Source organism: Paenibacillus sp. 1SOY10 (assembly GCF_056836745.1).
The window spans coordinates 56,036-79,692 of the sequence record NZ_JBXENK010000012.1; the positions used below are offsets into that span (position 1 = coordinate 56,036).

23 protein-coding genes and 1 riboswitch are annotated in these 23,657 nt (G+C 49.0%); of the genes, 11 read left to right on the forward strand and 12 right to left on the reverse strand.

Going from position 1 to position 23,657, the window contains the following annotated elements; genetic code table 11:
- The first annotated feature begins 108 nt into the window (after nucleotides 1-108).
- Nucleotides 109-1,653 (forward strand): MDR family MFS transporter, encoded by a 1,545-nt coding sequence (locus AC1VOR_RS20470; protein ID WP_482620596.1) that lies wholly within the window; start codon nucleotides 109-111, stop codon nucleotides 1,651-1,653.
- Here the strand turns inward: AC1VOR_RS20470 and AC1VOR_RS20475 are convergent.
- The 5 genes from AC1VOR_RS20475 to queC all read right to left on the reverse strand — a co-directional run bounded on the left by AC1VOR_RS20475 (nucleotide 1,642) and on the right by queC (nucleotide 5,120).
- Nucleotides 1,642-2,613, reverse strand: coding sequence for a 2-hydroxyacid dehydrogenase (locus tag AC1VOR_RS20475; RefSeq protein ID WP_482620598.1), 972 nt, complete (start codon nucleotides 2,611-2,613; stop codon nucleotides 1,642-1,644). The genes AC1VOR_RS20470 and AC1VOR_RS20475 overlap by 12 nt on opposite strands.
- 92 nt (nucleotides 2,614-2,705) lie before the next feature.
- On the reverse strand, nucleotides 2,706-3,203 hold the full coding sequence (gene queF, locus AC1VOR_RS20480; RefSeq protein ID WP_482620600.1) for a preQ(1) synthase: 498 nt from the start codon (nucleotides 3,201-3,203) through the stop codon (nucleotides 2,706-2,708).
- A gap of 29 nt (nucleotides 3,204-3,232) precedes the next feature.
- Complete coding sequence (gene queE / locus AC1VOR_RS20485) at nucleotides 3,233-3,967, reverse strand: 7-carboxy-7-deazaguanine synthase QueE (RefSeq protein WP_482620602.1); 735 nt, start codon at nucleotides 3,965-3,967, stop codon at nucleotides 3,233-3,235.
- Nucleotides 3,964-4,455, reverse strand: a complete 492-nt coding sequence (gene queD / locus AC1VOR_RS20490; RefSeq protein ID WP_482620603.1) for a 6-carboxytetrahydropterin synthase QueD — start codon at nucleotides 4,453-4,455, stop codon at nucleotides 3,964-3,966. The genes queE and queD overlap by 4 nt, the downstream gene beginning before the upstream one ends.
- A complete protein-coding gene (gene queC / locus AC1VOR_RS20495; RefSeq protein ID WP_482620604.1) occupies nucleotides 4,452-5,120 on the reverse strand; it encodes a 7-cyano-7-deazaguanine synthase QueC in 669 nt (222 codons plus the stop codon). Before queC ends, queD begins: the two co-directional genes overlap by 4 nt.
- Before the next feature lie 160 nt (nucleotides 5,121-5,280).
- Nucleotides 5,281-5,324: riboswitch (PreQ1 riboswitch) on the reverse strand.
- 196 nt (nucleotides 5,325-5,520) lie between these two features.
- On the opposite strand from queC, the gene AC1VOR_RS20500 reads away from it, so the two are divergent.
- Both AC1VOR_RS20500 and AC1VOR_RS20505 read left to right on the forward strand, forming a co-directional pair.
- Entirely contained in the window at nucleotides 5,521-7,020 is a 1,500-nt protein-coding gene (locus AC1VOR_RS20500; RefSeq protein WP_482620605.1) for a stalk domain-containing protein, read from the forward strand.
- Between the two features lie 212 nt (nucleotides 7,021-7,232).
- Nucleotides 7,233-7,643, forward strand: coding sequence for a NusG domain II-containing protein (locus tag AC1VOR_RS20505; protein ID WP_482620607.1), 411 nt, complete (start codon nucleotides 7,233-7,235; stop codon nucleotides 7,641-7,643).
- On the opposite strand, the gene AC1VOR_RS20510 is transcribed toward AC1VOR_RS20505, so the two are convergent.
- From AC1VOR_RS20510 to zwf, 7 genes are all read right to left on the reverse strand, one after another.
- A complete protein-coding gene (locus tag AC1VOR_RS20510; RefSeq protein WP_482620609.1) occupies nucleotides 7,633-8,499 on the reverse strand; it encodes a TIGR03943 family putative permease subunit in 867 nt (288 codons plus the stop codon). The two genes, AC1VOR_RS20505 and AC1VOR_RS20510, sit on opposite strands and share 11 nt — an antisense overlap.
- Nucleotides 8,500-8,514: 15 nt before the next feature.
- Nucleotides 8,515-9,522, reverse strand: a complete 1,008-nt coding sequence (locus tag AC1VOR_RS20515) for a permease (RefSeq protein ID WP_482620611.1) — start codon at nucleotides 9,520-9,522, stop codon at nucleotides 8,515-8,517.
- Between the two features lie 86 nt (nucleotides 9,523-9,608).
- Complete coding sequence (locus AC1VOR_RS20520) at nucleotides 9,609-10,169, reverse strand: CDP-alcohol phosphatidyltransferase family protein (RefSeq protein ID WP_482620613.1); 561 nt, start codon at nucleotides 10,167-10,169, stop codon at nucleotides 9,609-9,611.
- Complete coding sequence (locus tag AC1VOR_RS20525) at nucleotides 10,166-10,843, reverse strand: uracil-DNA glycosylase (protein WP_482620614.1); 678 nt, start codon at nucleotides 10,841-10,843, stop codon at nucleotides 10,166-10,168. The genes AC1VOR_RS20520 and AC1VOR_RS20525 overlap by 4 nt, the downstream gene beginning before the upstream one ends.
- A gap of 176 nt (nucleotides 10,844-11,019) precedes the next feature.
- Nucleotides 11,020-12,432: an NADP-dependent phosphogluconate dehydrogenase gene (gene gndA / locus AC1VOR_RS20530; RefSeq protein WP_482620616.1), complete on the reverse strand. Its 1,413-nt coding sequence runs from the start codon at nucleotides 12,430-12,432 to the stop codon at nucleotides 11,020-11,022.
- A gap of 18 nt (nucleotides 12,433-12,450) precedes the next feature.
- Complete coding sequence (gene fsa / locus AC1VOR_RS20535; RefSeq protein WP_482620617.1) at nucleotides 12,451-13,110, reverse strand: fructose-6-phosphate aldolase; 660 nt, start codon at nucleotides 13,108-13,110, stop codon at nucleotides 12,451-12,453.
- Between the two features lie 65 nt (nucleotides 13,111-13,175).
- Nucleotides 13,176-14,708, reverse strand: coding sequence for a glucose-6-phosphate dehydrogenase (gene zwf / locus AC1VOR_RS20540; protein ID WP_482620619.1), 1,533 nt, complete (start codon nucleotides 14,706-14,708; stop codon nucleotides 13,176-13,178).
- A 140-nt stretch (nucleotides 14,709-14,848) separates the two neighbouring features.
- On the opposite strand from zwf, the gene AC1VOR_RS20545 reads away from it, so the two are divergent.
- From AC1VOR_RS20545 to AC1VOR_RS20580, 8 genes are all read left to right on the forward strand, one after another.
- Nucleotides 14,849-15,730, forward strand: a complete 882-nt coding sequence (locus tag AC1VOR_RS20545) for a LysR family transcriptional regulator (protein WP_482620621.1) — start codon at nucleotides 14,849-14,851, stop codon at nucleotides 15,728-15,730.
- A gap of 296 nt (nucleotides 15,731-16,026) precedes the next feature.
- A complete protein-coding gene (locus AC1VOR_RS20550) occupies nucleotides 16,027-18,606 on the forward strand; it encodes a winged helix-turn-helix domain-containing protein (protein WP_482620623.1) in 2,580 nt (859 codons plus the stop codon).
- Nucleotides 18,607-18,777: 171 nt separating this feature from the next.
- The gene (locus AC1VOR_RS20555) at nucleotides 18,778-19,875 is read left to right on the forward strand and encodes a P-loop NTPase family protein (protein WP_482620625.1); all 1,098 of its coding nucleotides are present in this window, start codon (nucleotides 18,778-18,780) and stop codon (nucleotides 19,873-19,875) included.
- 11 nt (nucleotides 19,876-19,886) lie between these two features.
- Entirely contained in the window at nucleotides 19,887-21,149 is a 1,263-nt protein-coding gene (locus tag AC1VOR_RS20560; RefSeq protein ID WP_482620692.1) for a TadA family conjugal transfer-associated ATPase, read from the forward strand.
- A 5-nt stretch (nucleotides 21,150-21,154) separates the two neighbouring features.
- Nucleotides 21,155-21,994, forward strand: coding sequence for a type II secretion system F family protein (locus AC1VOR_RS20565; protein WP_482620627.1), 840 nt, complete (start codon nucleotides 21,155-21,157; stop codon nucleotides 21,992-21,994).
- Nucleotides 21,995-21,998: 4 nt separating this feature from the next.
- Nucleotides 21,999-22,871 (forward strand): type II secretion system F family protein, encoded by an 873-nt coding sequence (locus tag AC1VOR_RS20570; RefSeq protein ID WP_482620629.1) that lies wholly within the window; start codon nucleotides 21,999-22,001, stop codon nucleotides 22,869-22,871.
- 29 nt (nucleotides 22,872-22,900) lie between these two features.
- The gene (locus AC1VOR_RS20575) at nucleotides 22,901-23,095 is read left to right on the forward strand and encodes a Flp1 family type IVb pilin (RefSeq protein ID WP_482620630.1); all 195 of its coding nucleotides are present in this window, start codon (nucleotides 22,901-22,903) and stop codon (nucleotides 23,093-23,095) included.
- A gap of 29 nt (nucleotides 23,096-23,124) precedes the next feature.
- Entirely contained in the window at nucleotides 23,125-23,637 is a 513-nt protein-coding gene (locus AC1VOR_RS20580; protein ID WP_482620632.1) for an A24 family peptidase, read from the forward strand.
- Nucleotides 23,638-23,657 lie beyond the last annotated feature (20 nt).

Consider the following 23,657-nt stretch of genomic DNA (forward strand, 5'->3'; position numbering starts at 1 on the left):
TTCTATTATAGGTCAAACCTGTTGAGAACGGTAGCTTGCAGAAAAAGGTTTACTTTTGATGGAAATTCAATAAAATGAGGAGAGCTTGTCTCAATAAGAATGAATAGGATGCATGTAAAGGAGAGAGCTCTGTTGATAGCGGAAAATAAAAAGCAAACCAGATATATCTTGCTCGGCTTGATGTTGGCCATCTTGATGGCCGCGATGGATAACACCATTGTGACGACAGCCATGGGAACGATCGTGGGCGATCTTGGAGGTATGGAGCAGTTCGTATGGGTGACCTCGGCCTATATGGTAACTGTAATGGCGGGAACCCCGATTTTCGGCAAGTTATCGGATATGTATGGGCGCAAGCGATTCTTTCTGTTCGGTATTATCATGTTCTTGCTTGGGTCTGTGTTGTGCGGATTTGCTGGCAGCATGGTGGAGCTTAGCTTGTTCCGGGCCATTCAAGGCATCGGGGGTGGGGCGTTAATGCCGATTGCGTTTACAATTATCTATGATATTTTTCCGGTGGAGCAGCGTGGGAAGATGACGGGGCTTATGGGCGCTGTATTTGGCACGTCCAGTATCTTCGGCCCATTACTCGGTGCCTTGATTACGGATGCCCTCAGTTGGCATTGGGTCTTCTATATTAATATCCCGATTGGTCTTGTCTCTCTGCTGCTGATTATCATTTATTATAAGGAGTCCGTGACGCATGAGCGGCAGCGCATTGACTGGGGTGGTGCCTTCACGCTGGTTGGTGCAGTGGTATGCTTGATGTTTGCATTGGAACTGGGTGGGGACAAGTATGCCTGGAATTCCGCAGCGATTCTCGGGTTGCTTGGTGGATTTCTTGTTTTGTTTATCATTTTTCTGTTCGTGGAGGCGAGGGCTGGCGAGCCGATTATTTCCTTTGCCATGTTCAAGAACCGACTGTTTGCCACAAGCTGTTTGCTTGCCTTGCTTTATGGGAGTGCATTTATTGTAGCTACCGTCTATATTCCGATTTTTGTACAGGGCGTCTTCGGAGGTTCGGCAACGAATTCCGGTGTTGTGCTGATGCCGATGATGATTGGCTCGGTGGCCTCTAGTATGCTGGGAGGGATGCTGGCTTCACGGATGTCCTATCGGGCAGTCATGTTGTTATCGGCTATTTGCTTTGTAAGTGGAATTTTTGCCCTGGGAACACTCAGCAGTGATATTTCACGACTCGTGTTGACGGCGTACAGTATTCTGACCGGGTTTGGCGTCGGCTTCTCCTTCTCGGTGCTGAGCATGGCGGCCATACATCATTTCGATATGCGTCACCGGGGAGCGGCCACCTCTACGAACTCTTTCTTGCGTTCACTGGGGATGACGCTGGGGATCACCATCTTTGGTATCGCGCAGCGAAATCTGCTGTCGAGCCGTATGTTAGAAGCTTTTGCGGGGAGTGAGTCGATCGGAGCTGCCTTTGGGAACGCGCAAGAGGCGTTAAGCCCGGAGAGAAGGGCACAGATTCCACCAGAGGTGCTAAAAAGCATAACGGAGGCCTTGGCGGCCTCCATTGCGCATACTTTTATGTGGGCATTAATTCCCGCAGCTTGTGCGGTGGTGATCGTGTTCTTCATGCCTAAGAACCGGATGCTGGGCAACGCTCAAGATGATCAGGCGCTACAGCCTTAATTCCTTCACCAGATTAGGAGGAGTGCGGCCCTCCAGCGCAGCGACCAGATTGTGAGCGGCGACCATAGCCATCTTACGGCGGGTCTGGTCAGTAGCAGAGCCGATATGAGGTAAGGTAACGACGTTACGGAGCTTGAGCAGAGGGTGATCCGCAGCTATCGGCTCATGCTCGTATACGTCCAGGCCAGCTCCATAGATTTGTCCGTTCTGCAAGGCGGCGACCATCGCTGCTTCATCCACCGTCGCTCCGCGCGAGGCGTTGACAAAGATGGCCGTTGGCTTCATCAGCGCAAACTCCCGGGCGCCGATCAAATGGCGGGTCTCCGGTGTAAGTGGCGTCATGAGGACAAGGAAGTCTGCTTCCTGTAATAACTCATCCATCGGCAGGTAACGGGCCTCCAGAGTGGATTCGGATTCTGGTCTGCGGCTGCGGTTGTAGTAGAGCACTTCCATGCCGAAGCCGAATTTGCCCCGATGTGCCACGGCTTCGCCAATTTCACCCATACCGATGATACCGAGCTTCTTGTGATGGACATCCAGACCGAAGAAGCCTGGGCCATCCCCACGTTTCCATTGTCCTGCCTTCACATATTGATCCAGTTCGGAGACGCGACGGGCGACATCCAGCATCAAAGCGAAGATGAGGTCGGCCACGGTATCGTTCAGCGAACCCGCCGTATTTGTCCCCATGACTCCCCGTTCTTTCAGAGCTGCAAGGTCAAAATTGTTATAGCCAACGCTGACATTGCTGACTACCTTCAATTTGGGGGCGTGGTCCAGCAATTCCCGGTTAATGCTGCGGTCTGCCGTCAGTAGGCCCTCAGCTTCGGCCAGGCTTGCCAGCAACTGCTCCCGCGTAATCGGCTCGGGCCGATCCCACAGGCTTACATTACAATGTTCTTCCAGATAGTCTTTGACCTCTGGGGGAAGGCTCCTCGACACAAACACTTTTGGCTTCATCAGCATTTCTCCTCTCCAGTATCTCTTTGGGCGCAGCAGGACGTGGGTGTTCAGATAACCCTATTATACCGTAACCTATGGTCTATATGGGTTTATCGGTTATCCACTTTTTCCGGATACATATCATGGTTCAACAAGCGATGTTCAGCCATAGCCTCGTATTTGGTGCCGGGCTGTCCGTAGTTGCAGTAAGGATCGATGGAAATACCACCCCGCGGAGTGAATTTTCCCCATACTTCAATATATTTCGGTTCCATCAGCTTAATCAGATCATTCATGATGATGTTAACGCAATCTTCATGGAAGTCCCCGTGATTGCGGAAGCTGAACAGGTATAACTTGAGTGATTTGCTCTCGACCATCTTGATATTGGGAATGTAGCTAATATAGATGGTGGCAAAATCGGGTTGCCCCGTAATCGGGCAGAGGCTGGTAAACTCAGGACAATTAAATTTTACAAAATAATCGCGGTACGGGTGCTTATTGTCAAAGCTTTCAAGCACCTCAGGCGCATAGTTAAAGGGATATTTGACGCCCTGGTTGCCCAGCAGCGTAACATCCTGCATTTCCTCGGGTTTTCTTCCGGACATAAAGAGTCCTCCTTAATTCAATCTGAGAGTTAGACGCCGCGTTTGTTGCCCCATACCAGGGCATGTAGTTGCGGCAATACACGAACCTGATTCAGGTCAGGCGTAGCAATGACTTTATCGATCAGCGCTTCATAGCGGTGGAGCAGATCAGAGGCATGTTCCGGGATATCCATGCGCTTCACGTCCGGATTGCCTACCTGCAGATACATGGCTACCTCGGGATAGCGCTTATGCACCTGCTTGGCATAGGTCAAGTCCAAATCATCAAATACGACGACCTTCAGGCTAACCGCAAAGGGGGCCGGGCGATGGTTCAGCTTGCCGACGATATCGTCCAGAGCGTCCCAATTGGTCTCCATACCCGAACTGGGCGGTTTGGGCGAGAGGGTCACTTGCTCAATTTCCGCCAGCCAATCCTGCCAACGAGAGCCTTGCGTCTCGACGGCTACGGCTAGTCCTTCGGCATGGAGTAGCTTGACCAGCCCGGCTAACTGCGGGAGCAGAGCGGGATTGCCTCCTGACAAGGTGACATGGGCAAATCGGTCTCCACCCACTTCGCGTAGCTCCGCCAGAATTTGATCTGCCGTCAACCGGCGAATCAAATCCTTGGCGCTGCCGTCCCAGGTGAAGGCAGAATCACACCAACTACAGCGATAGTCGCAACCCGCAGTGCGGACAAACATCGTCTTCTGGCCAATCACCATGCCCTCGCCCTGGACGGTAGGTCCAAAGATCTCAAGTACAGGAATCAATGGCTCACTCATTCCTGCATCCACTCCCGCTTGACCTCGGCATAGCTGGTTGGCGTCTCGTACAGACGAACAAATTCCGTCCGTCCCTCTAAGATGGCGGAGCGATAGGCTGCTGAACCCAGAGCCGCCTCCATCTGCTCATAAATCCATACCACGATATTTTCTGCGGTGGTATTCATCGGGGGCAGGGTTTCGTTCAGATAGCGGTGATCAAGGTAACCTTCAATTTCCTGCTTCCAGATGGTTTTAAGGGTGCCAAAGTCTACGGTAATTCCCGTTTCATCCGGAAGGGCGCTAATGCCAAATACGACCTTATAGGTATGGCCGTGCAAATTTTTGCATTTGCCTTCATAGGCATGAAGATGATGTGCTGCATCAAAGGTAAATTCCTTGCTGACCAGCACCCGGCGACGATGATAGCGAAGTTGGTCCTTGGTGATATCCACGCCCAGCTTCTGCAAGGACTCTATAATACGAAATTCTCCAGGTGTCCGGTTCATGATTGATTTGCCCCCTTCCGCTCCTGCAAGTATTTGTCTAATCCGGCTTGTCTCAGCTTGCAGGCAGGGCATTCACCGCAGCCATGGCCGATGATGCCGTTGTAACAGGTTAAGGTGCGTTCGCGGACAAAGTCGAAGGCACCAAGCTCGTCGGCCAGCTTCCAGGTATCCGCCTTGTCAATCCACATCAATGGCGTATGGATGACAAACTCATAGTCCATAGCCAGGTTCAGTGTCACGTTTAACGACTTGACAAAGACGTCCCGGCAGTCTGGATATCCGCTGAAGTCTGTTTCACATACCCCGGTTACAATATGCCTGGCTGAGATACCCTTGGCCATAACCGCAGCAAAGCTGAGGAACAGGTGGTTGCGTCCATCCACAAATGTGCTGGGCAATTCGCCTTCTTTTTGCTCAATGGCGATATCGCTGCGGGTCAAGGCATTTTGCGTCAATTGCCCCAGCAGACTCATATCGAGCACCGTGTGCTTGATGCCAAGCTCCCCGGCAATTTCTCGTGCACATTCAATCTCCAGACTGTGGCGTTGTCCGTAGTCGAACGTGACTGCTTCTACTTCACCAAATTGCTTCATGGCCCAGAACAGGCAAGTAGTGCTGTCCTGACCGCCGCTGAATACTACGATGGCTTTCTCATTTTTAAGCATAAAAAAACCCTCCGTCTTCATGGAATAATGGAAGAAAGAGAGTTCTTGAACTGGTCACAAAAAACAAGCCCGGCACATGCACGAGCTTTTTCCAAGTTACCCTTAGGCGATAGTCAGAGCTACCACAGAGATCATGGAAAAAGACCTCCGCATAAGGAAGGCGCTTATAGTTTTTTATAGAGGGAGTTCGCGAACCTCTCTCATACCCCTTTACTATTTGTGAAGAAGGGTATGAGTTTCTTCAGTTGTCATAACTTTTATTATAGCATATATTGTCCCGTCTGAAAGTGGAAAAGTAAAGCAAGCAAGGTAGGCGTATAGTCCCAAATCCGGAACATACCGTTCCCAAAAATGAATTATTATCGGATAATGGAAGTATTCAAATGAAGGAGGGGAACACATGAAGAAGATCAAATGGCTGTCTATTCCTTTGGCGTTCATGCTCGTTGTGCTTGCCGGTTGCCAATCGGTTGGTGGTTTGGATATCAGCAAGGCGCTCGCCAACAATATCAATCCGGTGTCCAGTGAATCAAGACAGACTTTAAGTGTAGAAGTAGTACCAGTTGAGGGAGCTTTGTCTATTTCAGATAGAGTTGCTATTGAACTGATCAATTCTTTTTCTCTAAATATTGAACAAGCGAAAGTAGAAGACTCTCAGACGGTGTCCATAAAAGGCGATGTGCAACTGAGCGGTCAGAAAACGCCATTCCTGGTGTCCATGGATGAGCAGGGGATTGGACTGGAAATCGAAGGTGCCAAGCAACCATTGTACATATCGCAGCAACAGGGAATTCCAGGATTACTGGGGACAAATGACCTGAATGCGATGAATGAAGAGTCACAGGAACTGACGGTCCAGGTCGGGGAATTTATCTTTAAGCATTTCCCTAATCCCTCGGTGTTGTCTGTCAAGCAAGGCCAGGCTGAAGTGAACGGTGAAAAACTGAATTTGACGCATCTTCATACGGAAATTCGCGGTGACGAATTCTTTGGGTTAATCAAGCCGTTTCTCGCCAATGCTTCCAAGGATGAGCAAGGGTTGAAGGCTTTAATCGAAGGATATTACGATCTCTTTGCTCCATATATTTACATGTTCGACGAAGAATACGTTGAAGGGCCTGATAGTAAACAGGCAGCGGTAGAGGAATTCTACGCTGAACTGAAAGCAGGTCTTGATGAGATTCTTGCCTCCTATGATACAGAGGTGAAGAATTTACTGGAGGAAGACCCTGATGTAGCAACGATCTTCGGCAAAGATACTGTCCTGAAGTTAGACCTATACTTCGACGGTAAGCTGAATCTTCGTAAGCAAACAATGGATCTTAACATTGCTTTGCCAAGTTCCAACGATCTTCCGATTTCGGCTGTGAAAGTACACAGCGACAGCGAAGCTTGGAACATCGGGGGAGCCGTCAAAGCAGATAAAGTAGACACCAGTAAGGGTGTCCTGGACTTTACTGTAGCTGATCCGACACCGGGACAAATTCTGCGCAACTTTGAAGATGTTCCCGCGCTATATGAATTCTTGGATGAAACGATGAGCATTGGATATAAGACAGCGTTCATTGATACGGAGAGCGACTATTACGGAGTCATTAAGAAAGAAGGTACGGCGTTCATTCCACTGCGCTTCTTCGCTGATGAACTGGATGCTGATATTAAATGGACAAAGGATTCTCCCAAGCGTTTTGTTGTGACCGATGATATTACCGGCAAGGAAATTGTGCTAGAGGTCGGTTCAAGCGAGGCTTTGGTAGACGGTGCTGTCGTAAAACTCAAGCAGCCTATGTTCATCCACACCAACGGTTCGGGTTACGTGCCGCTTCGCTTTATGGCAGAAGCTCTGGGCGCTGAGCTGGACACTGAAATGGAAGGCTGGATCATGCTGACAAGAGACTAGAATGAGTAAGCCAGCGCTTGCTGGCGAGAGATAGGCAGCCTATAACTTAAAGGGTCGTTCCCCGCATCTAGCCATGCACCCGGGAACGGCCCTTTTTCGGCGTTGAAGCTGGTGTGTGAAAGTGAATTGACAAATGAAAAGGAGATTCCCTAGAATGAATAAGATATATTCGTAATTATTACGCTTGCATAGCGAGACAGGATGAAATCAAAATGTTGAGACTCAAACGCGGCGATGTGTTGTTAATGATCGTACTGGTACTGGTAGGCTCGATTTGGCTATGGTTCCGTCAAGAGTTCGAAAGTCGTCAAACCTATGATCCGGCAACACTTTATGCCGAAATTCAGGTAGATGGGGAGCTGTACCGGAGTGTCCCGCTGGATGAAGGGGAGCAGACGATCGATATTGCTACGTCGTATGGCCGTAATACCTTGAAAGTATTTGAGGAAGGCATCCAAATGATATTCGCTGATTGCCCTAAGAAGATATCAATGCAGATGGGCTTCATTTCTCGCCCTAATGAGACGATTATCTGCGTTCCTAACCGGGTATACGTGCAAATCGTGCAAAGCGGTGAGCCGTTGACCGATGAAGACGCCGTCGATGCCTTTATTAGCGGTTGATATTATCCCATACCTGGATGGAATCACCGTTTGGATATACATAAGGGGTGGCAGGCCGTTCAATTTCTGAGAGCCGCTCTGCTTTGATCGTAATGATGCTCTTGCCCTGTCTGGTCTGAGGTTCTATGATTCCCTCCACCTCAAGCCAGGCATCTTTGGCGAGCCCGGAAATGGGTTGATCTGACGTGATGATGACACCAAATGGAGAGGAATCAGCGGTGCAGCATAATACCAGAAAGCGTCCTAATACAAACTCTTTGGCATCCTTTATGAGGTCCTTATCCTGGTAGACGAACCCGCTTAGCTTAATTTTTTTGCCGCGAAATTTGTCCTGGAAGAGCTCGATAGCTCCAATCGTTTCAGAGAATATTTCGGGCTTGACCTCAATGATGGGCTCGGGATAAAGTCGCTGGGCCAAGGCAGCAAATTCGGTATTATACGGATCGGGTGCCTTGAAGATTTCCTCCAGTTGTTCTGAGGCGAGCAAGGGAGAGGACAGGCTCATGCCCTTCTTGGCGGCGGCAAAACTGCCTAGTTCCTGATCGGGCAACAGGGTACCCAGTAGCAACGGAAGCAGAAATAAACCGTAGACAGCGGTATTCTTCCAGCCGGATGCCGAAAGAGGACGCTCACAATCACATAGAGCGGCGGAGCGTTGAAACAAAGCTTGATAAGCCAAGCAGATAGCCATAAGAACAAGCGGAATGGGTACATACCGAATCAATGGCTCCATACGGGGAGCAATATAGAAATAGAGCGCTCCGGAACGGGTTAAATAGGCAATGAACAGGGCGAAGCCAAGCAAGATGAAGGCTCTGATTAGATAATGCCTGCGGATCATGAGCGGCTGATTCATATGGCGATATCCTCCTTATAACCATAGCGCACCGACCCATACGGCTCCCGTAAATACAAGTGCAGAAATCAGGAAGGCGAGCAGCATAACGAATTTGGTGCGGAATACAGAGAGCAGCATTAGCATATTTTTGAAATCCAGCATAGGTCCGAAGACGAGAAAGGCCAGCAGTGAACCCCCGGAAAAAGTCTGTAAGAAGGTGGAGGCTACAAAGGCATCGGAAGTGGAGCACAGGGATAACACGAAGGCAAAGCCCATCATGAACAGGTAGGCACTGACCGGGCCACTACCGATGTCCGCCAGATGTTCTCTGGCGATAAACGCCTGAATGCCTGCGGTTAACAGACAGCCGATCAGCAGATATTTGCCCATCTCAAACACTTCATCGGCTGCATGTACGAACACCGCGGTCAGTTTATTACTGCCATGAGCAGGTGTGTGTCCTTGTCCATTGCCGTCTTGGGTAGCGCCACGTGCCAAGGAATGCTTGAGTGGATTGTCCTTCCAGTAGAGATACAGAATGGTGCCAATGGCTGCGGCAACGGCAAAGGCCAGTCCCATACGAGCGTAGACCATTTCAGGATATAGGCGAAAGGCCATATAGGTGGCGCTGAACACCACAGGGTTCAGAATGGGGCCCGACAAGATGAATACAACGGCCATATACACGGGCATTCCCTTCTGAATCATTCGACGGATCAAGGGAATCATCCCACATTCGCATACGGGAAATATCAGCCCGAGCAGACAAGCGAAGAGAATGCCCGGTACGGGATGCTTTGGCATCCAGCGGCGCAGCATTTCTTCAGATACAAATAAATGCATCAGTGAAGACAGAATGGCTCCTACCAGAACGAAAGGCAACGCTTCGAGCAGAATGCCAAGAAAGCTTGTCTTAAAGGTCTGCACCTCATCCATGGGCACTTGCCGCAGGAGAGCGGGGGAGACTACGGTCAAGCAGGCCAAGGCAAAGGCAGCCGGTAGCAGCATAGGCAACAGCCGGGGAACTGGGATTTTGTTCATCTGGATCTCCTTATAAGCTTCATCATAATCATAATTATTACGATTCAAGGAAATTCAGAACCGGGGTTAGCCTGGGCGGGACAAGTTTATTTTGGAGAGGAAGGGGAGTTGCCGAAGGAGAAGAGGCTTTTCCGATTAAGATCCAGCTTCTGCGAGGTCAAATGAATGAGTAGCTCTTCGATACCAGAGAGGAGAGAGATGATACAGACGAGGCGAAATACCAACGGCACATACTCTGGCCACAGGAGGACAAAAGGTGCAGCAAACACGAGCAAGCCGGTACATTTATTTCCCCAGGTATGAATCATAGCGAAGGTTCGAAAGCGCCAGCCGGCATAGAGTAAAGCTAGAATACGGGTGGCTAGAGTGGCGTAAAGGTAGGGCAGTAGCCTATAGATCTCGGGACCTGACCAAACGATAAAAGCAGCGGTAACGACACCAAACATGATCATATCAGCCATAGAGTCCAGCCGTGCTCCCAGCTCATCAGCATGACCACTCTTACGCGCGATGGGGCCGTCCAGTAAGTCGGTTAGTCCCGCTATGCTGTAGAAGATAATGAAACAGGCCGGCCGATGGATGAGGAAAATCAGCAGGCCTGAAAGGATCATTCGACTTATCGTCAGGCTATTAGCCGCGTGCTTCATGTCAGATCAGGGATTTGCCAATCAATCTCGGGAAGTCCCTGGGAACGCAAAAATTCGTTTGCTCGTGAGAAGGCTTTGCTGCCAAGAAACCCACGGTGAGCCGACAAGGGACTGGGATGCGGTGTTTTAATCAAATAGTGATTTTTATTCGTAATCAAGGCCGCTTTCTTCTGAGCGTGGCTACCCCATAGCAAATAGACAACGGGATCACTCTTCTCGTTCAGCGTCTTGATTACCTTGTCAGTAAAATTCTCCCACCCTTTATCCTTATGGGAGTTGGCTGTCTCGGCTTGCACGGTCAGGACGGTGTTGAGCAAAAGCACGCCTTGCTTGGCCCAAGGGACCAGATAGCCGTTGTTCGGAATGAAGCAGCCCAAATCGTCGCGCAGCTCCTTGAAGATATTTTGCAGGGATGGCGGTGCCTTCACTCCGGGCTTCACGGAGAAGCTAAGTCCATGGGCTTGCCCTGGGCCATGGTAAGGGTCTTGACCCAGAATGACGACCTTCACGTCAGCGAAGGACGTATAATGAAGTGCGTTGAAAATATCATACATATCGGGATAAATCGTTTTCGTGCGATATTCCTGAGCCAGGAATGTACGCAGTTGCAAATAATACGGCTTGTTAAATTCGGCCTCCAGATAAGGAGCCCAATCATTTTTTAAAATGGTCAAGCGCATGTCACCTCGGTCTGACTTGTTTTCTGTTCATTTAGGTTCAACCTAATTTTATTTCGACAAAACGGTCTGTTGCTCCTGCTTGCGACACATTTAATTCATCATAAAGCCCTTTCGCCTTCCTGTGAAGGAGACGAAAGGGCTGAGTTATGATGTATTCTAGTTATCGCTAGTTATTGCTGCATCCATTGGAAGTGGAAGCTTCCTTCCTGATCCACCCGCTCAAAGGTATGCGCGCCGAAATAATCGCGTTGTGCTTGCAGCAGGTTGGCCGGAAGACGATCGGACCGGTAGCTGTCGTAGTAAGCCAGGGCAGAGGAGAAGGCTGGCACCGGAATGCCACGGGTCACCGCTGTTGCAATGACTTCTCTCCATGCTTCCTGATAGTTCTCTACGACTTCCTTGAAATAATCGTCGAGCAGCAAGTTGCGGAGCTCGGAATTACGGTCATACGCATCCTTGATGTTCTGCAGGAAGCGGGCGCGGATAATGCAGCCGCCACGGAAGATCATGGCGATACCACCGTAATTCAAATCCCAGCCGTACTCATCGGAGGCCAGCCGCATTTGGGCGAAGCCTTGGGCATAGGAAGCAATCTTGCTGGCGTAGAGCGCTTTGCGAACGGCTTCAATGAATGCCTGCTTATCACCTTGGAATGCAGTCGTGCTAGGCCCGCTCAGACGTTTGCTGGCGGCAACGCGCTCATCCTTCATCGCCGAGATGAAGCGGGCGAATACGGATTCGGTAATGATAGAGAGCGGAACACCCAGATCCAGCGCACTTTGGCTGGTCCATTTGCCGGTGCCTTTCTGGCCGGCGGAATCCAGAATAACATCCACCATCGGCTTTCCAGTCTGAGGATCTTTCTTCCCGAAGATGTCGGCTGTAATCTCGATCAAATAGCTATCCAATTCACCCTTGTTCCATTCCGTGAAAATATCGTGTAGCTCGTCGACGCTTAAGCCCAGTACATCCTTCAATAGCTGATAGGCCTCGCCAATGAGCTGCATATCGCCATATTCAATGCCGTTATGCACCATCTTGACGTAATGTCCAGCACCATCTGGCCCGATATAGGTGGAGCAAGGGTCGCCATTCACCTTTGCGGAGATGGCTGTAAGAATCGGCTCTACTAATTCGTAAGCGTCCCGTTGTCCACCCGGCATAATGGCCGGTCCTTTCAGCGCGCCTTCTTCGCCACCGGATACGCCAGCTCCGATATAGCGGAAGCCTTGAGCTTCCAGCAACTTGTTTCTGCGCTGCGTATCGGGGAAGTGCGCGTTGCCTCCATCAATCAGGATATCGCCGGGAGACAGGAACGGAACAAGCTGATCAATCGTGTCATCTGTCGGCTGCCCGGCCTTGACCATGATTAAAATTTTTCGCGGTGTTTCCAGCGCCTGCACAAAATCTTCAATACTGTAAGTGCCGACGAAATTTTTGCCCGGAGCTTCTTCCAGCAATTCCTTCGTTTTCGCGGAGGAACGGTTGTACAAAGCTACGGAGAAGCCTTTGCTTTCTATATTGAGTGCGAGGTTCTTGCCCATGACAGCCAGGCCGACAACCCCGATTTGTTGTTTCTGCATCAGTAGGTACCTCCAAATTTATACGTTCTTCCAATCCGCTGCGAACTTCTCCAAGCCATGGTCCGTGAGTGGGTGCTTCACCAGTTGGGCTATGACACCAAATGGAATGGTGGCGATATGTGCACCAGCCAAGGCCACGCGGGTGACGTGGTCCGGATGTCGAACCGATGCGGCGATAATCTGCGTATCGAGATGATGCACCCGGAACAGTTCGGCAATTCTGGTGACAAGCTGTACACCGTCCTCGGATATATCATCCAGACGGCCGAGAAAAGGCGACACATAGGTCGCCCCTGCCCGGGCTGCCAGCAAGGCCTGATTGACGGTAAAGACTAAGGTAACGTTAGTCTTCACACCTTGCTTGGCCAGCACGCTGGTTGCCTCTAGTCCCGCCAGAGTCATAGGCAGCTTGATTGTGATATGCGGATCGCGGTTATTAATCTGAATCAACTCGTTGGCTTGGGCAATCATTTCTTCCGTGGTTACGGCATCTGGCGTCACTTCGGCGGAGACAGACTCCACGTCCGGCACGGCCTGTAAAATTTCTGCAATCCGGTCCTCGAATTTGACGCCTTCTTTTGCGACCAGGGAAGGGTTGGTCGTAACTCCAGACAATACGCCAATCTTGTAGGCTTTTTGAATATCCTCCAGATTTGCTGTATCAATAAAAAATTTCATCGTCAATCCCTCCAATTTAGAAAACCTATTTTTGAGATATCTGACTGAAAAAATGAGCTACTTGATTACTTAACCAGCGACGGCTCTTTGTCTTGCCGGGAGGCTTGTGCTTGGGCAGAGCTTGTGTCTGCATGTTCTTGGTCGAACCACCACTCAAAGCCGTCCTCCGCGAGCAGATCGTGAGCCGCTTGTGGTCCAAAACCTCCGGCTTCATACTCGTACAATGGCACCTCGTTAGCAGCAAAGGCCTCCTGAATAGGTTGAACCCATTTCCAAGCGAGCTCCACTTCATCCCAATGGGCAAAGAACGAGGAATCTCCGCGTAGAGCGTCATAGATCAGGTTCTCGTAAGCTTCCGGAACCTCGCTGCCGCTCTTGTGCGTGCCGATGAGCACCTTTGTAAGATCCTGATTTTGCGCTGAATCTTCAGTATTTAACCGCAGATAGATGCCTTCGTTAGGGCTGATCTCAAACACCAGCAAATTCGGCTTATGAACGCTATTTCCCTCAGATGTTCGCTTAATGGGCTCCTTGAACTCGATAACAATTCGGGTAGCCTTCTCCTTCATTCGCTTACCCGTCCGAATATAGAACGGGATGCCCCGCCAGAATTGATCATCAATTTGCAGCTTGGCAGCAATAAAGGTCTCATTCTGTGAATCCTGGGGAATACCGGCTTCGTCCTTGTAGCCCGGGACCGGCTTTCCTTGAATAGCACCTTGCTTATATTGACCGCGGATGACCTGACTGTTGACATTTTGCGGCAACAGAGGCTCCAGGGATTGCATGACATGTTTTTTCTTCAAGCGAACTTGCTCGGAGTCATCGCTCTTCGGCAAATGACCGGCAAGCATCATCATCAATTGCAGCATATGATTCTGGAACATATCGCGAAGAGCGCCGGAATGATCGTAATAACCGGCTCTTTCCTCTACGCCCACCGTTTCACTTGCGGTAATTTGCACGTTGGCAATGTAACGGTTATTCCAGGACGCTTGAATGACCGGATTTGTCCGCTGAAGCACTTCCAGCTTCTGTACCATTGGCTTACCCAAGTAGTGGTCGATGCGGAAAATCTCTTCTTCGGAAAAGGACTTGCTAAGCTGCTCATTAAAATCGCGAGCGGATTGCAAATCACGGCCAAATGGCTTCTCGATGACCAGGCGCTTCCACCCCGTAGTGTCGCCAAGTCCGCTATTTTGAATATGCGCAGCGATGGTTTCAAATAACTCGGGTCCTACGGATAAGTAGAACAAGCGGTTTGGCGTAATAGCCAGGTTTTGCTCACGCTGTTCAATCATTTGCAGCAGGCTTTGATAGTCCTCCGTGCGGTCTACGTCCAGCACATGATAACGGAAAAAGCCGAGAAATTTCTTGACGGCCTCAGGATCTTTGACTTCACGTCTCGAAAAGCTGTGCAGAGATTGCTCGATGTTCGCCTTAAAGGTGTCATCGGACCAGGCTCTTCTGCCCAAACCAATCACGGAGAAAAGCTCCGGCAGTTTTCCATCAATAAATAAATTAAACAGGGCCGGGTAAATTTTGCGTTTTGCCAAATCGCCGGTTGCCCCAAACAATACGAATGTATTGGCATCCATCCAGGTTCTCTCCTCTCGGCATAGCTTTTCTGTCTATGCAACTATGTTTAGCTATAGATTCATTAGCTTGATACCACTATAATACGAATTAGCACTATACATGTAATTAATATATTTGACAGGAGCTATAGACCACATTTATGACAAATAATTATGAGCTATATAAAGTCTTCTATTGGGCAGCAAAGACCGGGAGCTTGACCCAGGCGGCGCATGCGTTGTTTTTGACGCAGCCGAGCGTTAGCCACGCCATCAAGCAATTGGAAGAGAGCTTTGGCCTCACCTTGTTCCAGCGGAACTCCAAGGGTGTTTCACTGACTCAAGAGGGGGCGGTTCTATATTCTTACATCGAACAATCCCAGATCCTGATCTCGCTGGCTGAGAAGAAAATGGCGGAGCTGAAAAATCTGGATAGCGGTGTGTTGCGAATCGGCGGCAGTGATTCACTGTTCAAGCATTACTTGCTGCCCTATCTGGAGGAATTCCATCTTCAGTACCCTGACATTGGCATTCAACTATTGCACGGGACCACCCCGGAAATTATGGGGTATCTCAAAGAAGGAAAAATTGATCTTGGCGTAGCTAGAATGCCAATCATGGACTCGCAAATCGAGGTTCAGGAGGGCATTGAGCTTCAGGATTGTTTTGTGGCGGGCTGCCGCTATGCCCCTGAGATTCATAATAAGGTAATTTCCTTGCAGGAATTGCTGGACTATCCACTTGTTCTCTTCTCTCGGAATAGCCGGGCTCGGATGGCTATTACGGAGCTATTTCATGGCTATGGTTATGAGCTAAAGCCGGAGATTGAGGTGGGCAGCGTGGATTTATTAATTGAATTGGCACGTAAGGGGCTGGGGATATCGTATGTAGCCCGCGAATTTGTCAGCAAGGAATTAGAGGAGGGCTCTTTGTTTGAGATCAAGCTGGATGTTGAGCTTCCCCCTTCCCAGGTGGGAGTCATGAACATGCGGAATTTGCCGCTAACCAGTGCGGCGAAGAAGTTTATTGAAGGATTTAAATGACAAAATAAGCAATAATTTGGAGCGTGGCTGGAGTATTCAGCTACGCTTCTTTTTGTTCTTGAAATGACCAATTTAGAAGAAAAAATATAAAAATGAGCAATTTTTCCTATTAGAATATAGTTCCATAGTCGCTTTACTTAGAATTAACTTCATATTTTTCTTGAGCAAACTTTCCCTTGATACACTGGTTATCGTTGGTCTCCACCTATCCATTCAGCTAAAAGGTTGATTGTCATCATTAGGGCTACCGATTATAAAGAATCATGTGTGATAGAAGTTGAAGGGAGAGGTATGGATTGATTATTCAGACCAAACTAAAGGTTCCACCGATCAGCAATACGTTCATTTCGCGTCCCAAGCTCTACAAGTTATTGGATCAGGGGTTAGACAAACGGGTTACCTTTGTAGTTGCCCCTTCGGGCTATGGGAAGACTTCAATTCTAAGCGATTGGGTCAAAAGGATGGAGACATTTGTGGCATGGGTCACCTTGGATGAAAGGGACAATCATCCTCATAGCTTCTGGACACATGTAGCAGCGTCTCTTCAGCCGAACAGCCTGTTTCGCAGGGGACAGTTAAGCCGATTATTGGATAAGCATGGCAAGCTCCCTTGGTCCGTTGCTGATTTGTTGAATGAGCTAAGCATGAAGCGGGAACAGACGATATTGGTGTGGGATGATTTCAATTATATTACCGATGCGGATGTTCTGGCCGAGGTGAATCAGTTTATCAGATTGCTGCCTGAGCAGGTTCATGTCTATTTGGTAAGTCAGGCTTATTCATCTCTGCAAGTGGCCAAAATGAAGGCGGCGAATGAGTTGCTCGAAATTGACAAGAGCGACCTGCAATTCAGTCCTAGTGAAACAAAGTTGTTTTTTAGTCTTTACCATGATCTCGATTTGCGTAATGAGCAGATATTTTACATACATGAACAATTACAAGGTTGGGCAGCAGGGCTGAGACTGGCAGCGATGTCTATGCTGGAGCATGCCGGCAGCAGCGAGCCGTGGAGACATATCATGGGGCAAAACAAGGATTTTGCCGCTTACTTCTTCGATGAAATTCTCTCTTCCTTAAGTGAACGGCAGCAGCAGCTTCTATATCGTTCATCTATTTTGGAGGAGATGAACGCAGAATTGTGCGTATACGTTAGTGATTTGGGCGAGGGGGAAGAGTTACGAAGCCTAGTTGAGCAGGGGAGGTTGTTTACAGCATCCATTGAAGGGGTGGAGGGATGGTTCCGATATCATCCGCTGTTCCGCCAATTTTTACAGTTCCAGTTGAAGCAGAAATCGCCAGGCTTAAGTGTACAATTGCATGCCAGGGCAGGGAGATGGATGGAGCAGAGTGACAAACCACTGCAAGCACTTCATTACTATTTACATGCCGAGGCCTACGAATCGATGGCCAAACTGCTTGCAGGTATCTTGTTTCATCCAGGCAGCCTGGAGAAGCCGGATATTCGCTATTGGTTTGACCGGATTCCGCTGAAATTTTTATTTAGCCAGCCGAGGCTTTATCTGCTGCATATTGTGATCAAGCTGGTAGATGGCAAGCTGGAGGAGAGTCGGCGGTGTTGTGACCGATTACGTCAAAGGCTATTTGAAGTTGCTGCGGAACAGAATGAGGAGAACTTGAAGGTATGGCGAACAGGGCTGTTGCTGATTGAAACGTTGTATGCCTACAAGACCAAGGATTTTCTGAAGTCCATCGAGCATTGGAGTCAATATATCCAGGCAGACCCTAAAGAAAAGCTGTTCGAAGGTGTAGTTATCCCTAGTGATTCTATCATTTCTCTACGGGATTTACATACTCATATTGGCAGTTTGAAAGGGGCGGAGGTGTTGCTGAAACGATTCTTGGGAGCAGGGGCCGAAGGCAAAAGTGGAGTCATCTCCACAGAGATTAATATCTCTTACATAGCTTTGCTATATGAATGGAATCACTTGGAGCTAGCCGAGCAGTATGCACGTCAACTGCTGGATGATGCTCAAGCGTGCGGAATCATGCAGGTTGCTATTCGAGTCCGTCTCGTATTGTCAGCTATCGAGCTGGCCCGGAGCGGAGATAAGGGTCCACAATGTCTTGTGGATATACAACAACTACAGAAGGATATAGAGCCACTTGAGAACCTTGAATTGGAAAAAAGTGCAGCCCTGTTAATGACGACGATTTGTTTGCGTATGGGAGAAGCCGATAAAGCGGAGGAATGGCTGCTAGATAATAAGGTGAGCATAGCCGAGGAAATCCCGGCAGAGCAATTTGCCGCCTATCGAATTTACACGCGGTTATTGTTAATGCAGGGCAAACAGGAGGAGGCGGAGGAATGGGCTTATACCATTTGCGAGCATGCTCGTGCAACCGGTGATGCTCTCTGTCTGATTCGAAGCCTTGCCTTGCTTGGATTGGTCTTGTATCAAAGTGGTCAATTATCGATTGCTCTGGATGTTCTGGAGGAAGCCCTTCATCTAGGAGAAACGGAGGGATGTGTTCGTTCATTTGCTGATTACGATGGTCCTATGGTTGAACTACTTCGCGTGTATCTGAAGTCCCGTCAAAGCCATTATCGTACCATCATTCATAAGGTGTCCCTGATGTACGTGAAGCGGTTGGTGCATCAAGCCAAGGTCAAACCGAATACCACCAGACCTATGGAAGAACTGACGGGTCCAGATGCAGAAGCGTCATTATTAACGGTGAAGGAGCAAGAGGTCTTGCGCTTGCTCCATGAGGGCTTATCAAACAAGCTGATTGCGGAGAAAATGGGGATCTCGATGGCTACGGTCAAAACCCATGTGAATAACATGTACAAGAAATTGGAGGTCCCCAATCGTGTATTGGCTATAGAGAAAGCAAGGCAAAAAGGGTTGTTGTAAAGATACACGAGCAAATTTTACAAAAATTTTACAATTGTCGAATGAATAGGGATAAAGCCTTGCCACTACAACTATTGTCCTAGGACTCCAACCCTCTTCTCAACCCTTCTGTTGATTTACAACCTTTTTTGGCGCTCCCATAATGGGGATGTGCTCGAAAGGAGTCGGGAAATGGAGAAGATTTATGTCATTGCCGCCATAGCGGATTCGCAGTACCAGACAGCATTACACACTTACATTCGCGAATCGGACTATCATAGCAAGCTCATTGTTCGGTTTTGCTCAAGTAAAGCACACGTGGAGGAATTGCTTGCCTCTGGCGAGCCTGCTCATATTGTCCTGGCCACGGAAGAGCTAATGCCAATGGTCCCGAATCATCAAGAGGGAAAATGTGCCTACATTGCGCTGGTAGAGGACGGGGCTCTTGAAGCAATGGAACCAGCATTGCAAATGTATCAGCCGCTTAATCAGTTAATCGAACAAGCGTTAAAGCATTATGCCAAGCTTAATCCCAATGCATCACAGAAGTTCCAACGGGATCGTAAGACCAAGATTGCAGCGTTCTATTCCAGTATAGGCGGCTCCGGCAAGACCGCGACGGCATTAGCTACTGCACATCAATTAAGTCAGCGCAATTTTGCGACATTGTATCTGAATATGGAGGCGGTATGCGGTAATCCGCTGCACACGGGCCGTAAGGCAGAAGAGGGAATTTCCAATCTGCTCTATTATATGCGCAATAACGAGAAGCAGCTTTCCGTTCGCTTTGAGAGCTTGAGACAACATCATGAGAGCCTGGGTATTGATTATTTAACAGGCCCATCTAATGTCAGGGATTTACTGGAGCTGACTGAAGCTGATGCCAAGAGGCTGCTGCAAGTCTTGTGTCAGATGGGGCGTTACGATTACATCATTGTGGATATGGACTATTCGGTTGATGAGCGTAACCTCGGTATTTTACAGGAGAGTGACTTTGTTTACTGGATGATGCAGCATAACGAGCAGTGCCTGGCCAAGACTCAAATCGTGTTGCGCTATCTACAACGTGCCAATTTAGGAGATACCCGGTTCTTTAGCCAATTGTTCTTCATACTGAATAAGCAATTGGATGAACAGATTATTTATGATTCCGACTTCCAAATAACGTCATATCTACCTTATATTCCTGAATGGAAGAAGACGGGGGATGCGGCGGACTACTCAAGAAATCGACATTTTAATCACTATGTCAGACAAATGCTGGCGGGCTCAAGGGTATTTACTACATGAGTATCCAGACCATGACCGATGAGAAGTTCGATACACTGCGTTTGATCGTGAAGAATTGGCTGGATCAGGAGGGGGCACCTTCTGATGATGATGTGCTCAGTCAGATTGAACAAGTTGTATTCGAACACACCGTTGAAGACAACCTGACCATTAGCGAGAAACAGCAGATGATCGAACGTATCATGAACTCGTTTCGTGGACTGGATGCCTTGCAGCCGTTAATTGAAGACAAGAGTATCACGGAGATCATGATTAACAGCTACGACGAGATATTTATTGAGCGAAATGGCCAGGTGATGAAATCACCGCAAAAGTTCGAAAATGAACGTCGGTTGGAGAATGTCATTCAGAAAATTGTGGGCTTTGTAAATCGCGTGGTGAATGAGTCGAGTCCCATCGTAGATGCCAGGCTGAAGGATGGCTCCCGCGTCAACGTCGTGTTGCCGCCTATCGCGCTTAACGGACCAACCATGACGATTCGAAAATTCCCCGAGAAGCCAATGGACATGCAGGAACTCGTCCGATTAGGCGCATTAACCGAGGATGTGGCGATTTTCTTGCAGAAGCTGGTGGTCGCCAAATATAACATGTTTATCGGAGGCGGTACTGGCTCTGGCAAAACCACCTTCTTGAACGCCCTGTCCAATTTCATCCCGCAGGATGAGCGAATTATTACAATTGAGGATTCGGCCGAACTGCAAATTCTGAATGTACCTAATATCGTACGCATGGAAACCCGTAATGCCAATACGGAAGGCAGAGGAGAAATTACGATTCGCCAATTGATCCGAAGCTCGCTGCGCATGCGTCCTAACCGGGTCATTGTCGGGGAGGTCAGAGGTGCCGAGGCGCTGGATATGCTGCAGGCGATGAATACGGGTCACGATGGGTCGCTGTCTACGGGGCATGCGAACTCTACCTCCGATATGCTCAGCCGTCTCGAATCTATGGTCATTAGTGGTGCGGAGATGCCGATCAGTGTAGTCAGGAAGCAAATTGCTTCGGCCATTGATGTGATGATTCACTTGATGCGGTTAAGAGATCGGACACGCAAGGTCGTGGAAATTTCAGAAATTATTGGAGTCGACGATCGAGGCGAGGTTATGCTCAATTCCTTGTTCCGGTTTCAGGAACGGGGGGAGACGGCGGAGGGGAAGATCATCGGTTCTCTTGTCCCCACGGGCAATGTGATGCGGGAGTTGGACAAGCTCCGGTTTGCCGGCATCAAGCTGGATGAAATTGGGGAGATCGTAGCGATTGGAGAAGGAGGGTGAAGTGAATGGACACGGCGGACATGATGGGACGGCTTCCGGGCCGATTCCAGCGCATGCTGGAATGGTCGGCATTTCCTGTGAAGCGGCCCGCCCGCAACCAGCAGATCAACTATAATGAGTACCATTTATCCTGGGTGCAATATATCGGCGGAATATTGGTGGCTGCGACAGTTATTTTCGTGGTATGCATGATTTTTTACAAGAGCGTGCCTATGGCGGCCATTCTAGCGTTGCTTGCTTTCGTGTATCCGAGAATGATGAAGCAAAGATTGCTCAAGAAGCGAAAGCAGGAGCTGACGCTACAGTTCCGTCAGGCTTTGTATTCACTGGCTTCGTCACTTGCGGCTGGCCGCTCGGTTACGAATTCATTCAGCGAAATCGTAAAGGATTTAGAACTACTCTATCCTGACCCCGATACCTACATTATTAAAGAACTGAACCAAATCAATCATCGTATAGACAACGGAGAATCGCTGGAGATGCCGCTGCTGGACTTCAGCATACGAGCGGACATAGAGGACATCACCAACTTTATTGATGTATTTATGATTTGCCGTACCCAGGGTGGCGATCTGGTGGAGGTCATTCGTCGTACCTCCAATATGATTGGAGAGAAAATTGAGATTAAGCAGGAAATTGCTGTACTCGTTGCGGGGAAGAAATTTGAATCTACCGCGATGATGTTTGCACCCCTGGTTCTGATTGCTGGCCTGGCTTTCTTCTCCGGCGACTATATGGAGCCGCTCTACACAGGAATTAGTGGGCGGCTGGTTATGACGGGGGCGCTCGCTGTACTTGGGGTTTGCTCCTACGCCTCCAAACGAATTATGGATATCAGGGTGTGAGCCGATGATTGGCGGATTATTTTTATTAGTCTACATTGGACTGCTGGTTGTGGTAGTGGTCAGGGCGGACGTATTGGAGGGCTATAAGCAGGCGGTTCAAAGCAATAGACAATATACGCGGCTGGCGGTACTTGCCCCCTATAGCCTGGCTATTATGTATGTCATCAAGCTGGAGAAGCGCATTCCGAAGATTAGCGGAAGAATTTATCACAACATCCTGCTGCTGCATGGACAACGGAAAGCGCTCATCACTAGTAAAATGTTCCTGGCCGATGCGGTGTCCATCTCTATCATCGTCACCGTGTTTGGCTGTGTGCTGGGTTTGTTAATGCCGGAGAATTGGTGGTTCGCTCCTGGAGGGTTCATCTTATCGCTGCTCATTCCCTTGATTCAAATGCAAGAGCTGGAGAAGAAAGTGAAAAAGATGAAGCAAGAAATTACGATGGAGCTGCCTGAATTTCTTAACAAGCTGATCTTGCTCGTGAATGCGGGGGAAACGGTGCAAAAGGCGCTGATTCGCTGTGCCAAGCAGAAGCGAAGTGGAGATAAGCCGAATGCTCTGTACGATCAACTCGCCATGGTGGCGGCAGAACTGGAGAATGGTTATTCCTTCCATCAATCGATTGAGGATTTCAGCAAGCGCTGCGGTGTGCAGGAGGCAACCATCTTCTCTACGTCCATGCTGCTGAATTATAACCGTGGCGGAGAGGAATTCGTCGCTTCGCTACGGGAAATTTCCCGGGATTTGTGGGAGAAGCGTAAGAGCATTACCAAAACCCTGGGCGAGCAAGCCAGCTCGAAGATGCTGTTTCCCATGGTATTCGTATTCCTGGTCATTATGGTCATCGTCGGATTTCCGGCGTTGTCCTTAATGTAATAAAAACAATTTGTAAGGGAGAGAATGTTGTGTTGAAAAATTGGGCAATTGCATTTTGGAGAAATGAAAAAGGGCTGGGCACCTTGGAGATTTTGTTGATTGCTGGTGTACTGATTGTTATTGCTGTGGCATTCCGCAAGCAAATTACCGCATGGGTGCAAAAGGTGCTTGACCAAGCGGAGAGTGACCTGATTATGGATCAGAAAGTAGACACAACAAACTAGACAAGAGGGATGTTTAGAGGGGGTTGCTTGTGGACTTAAGCACATTGATTTTGCTGGCCTTATTAATCGCATGTGCGGCTTATCTGGATATCCGCTATCATCGCTTGCCAAATTGGTTAACTGTCAGCGGTATGGTTGTGGGTATCGGACATGCATTCATACTGAAAGGCCTGGCCGGTCTACTCTTCTCGCTAGCCGGTCTGGCCGCCGGCTTCGCCGCCATGCTCATTCTGCATCTGTTCAAAGCGGTGGAAGCGGGGGATGTGAAGCTGTTTGCCGCGCTAGGTGCACTTACTGGCATTGAATTTTCATTATATAGTGTAATGCATTCAATCGTATTTGCCTCCCTGTATGCGGCCATTATTCTGGCGGTGCGCAAGCTGTTATGGACGAAGTTGCTCGAAACGTTCAGAGCATTTCTGCTGACCAATGCGTCAAATCATACCGGATACATTAGGAGCCTCCTCCAGTCGGGTAAAATTCATATGCCATTCATGTATGCGGTGGTGCCCGGCGTGATTGTCACCGTCTTCTACTATTGATTGCTTTTGAGGTGAACAGC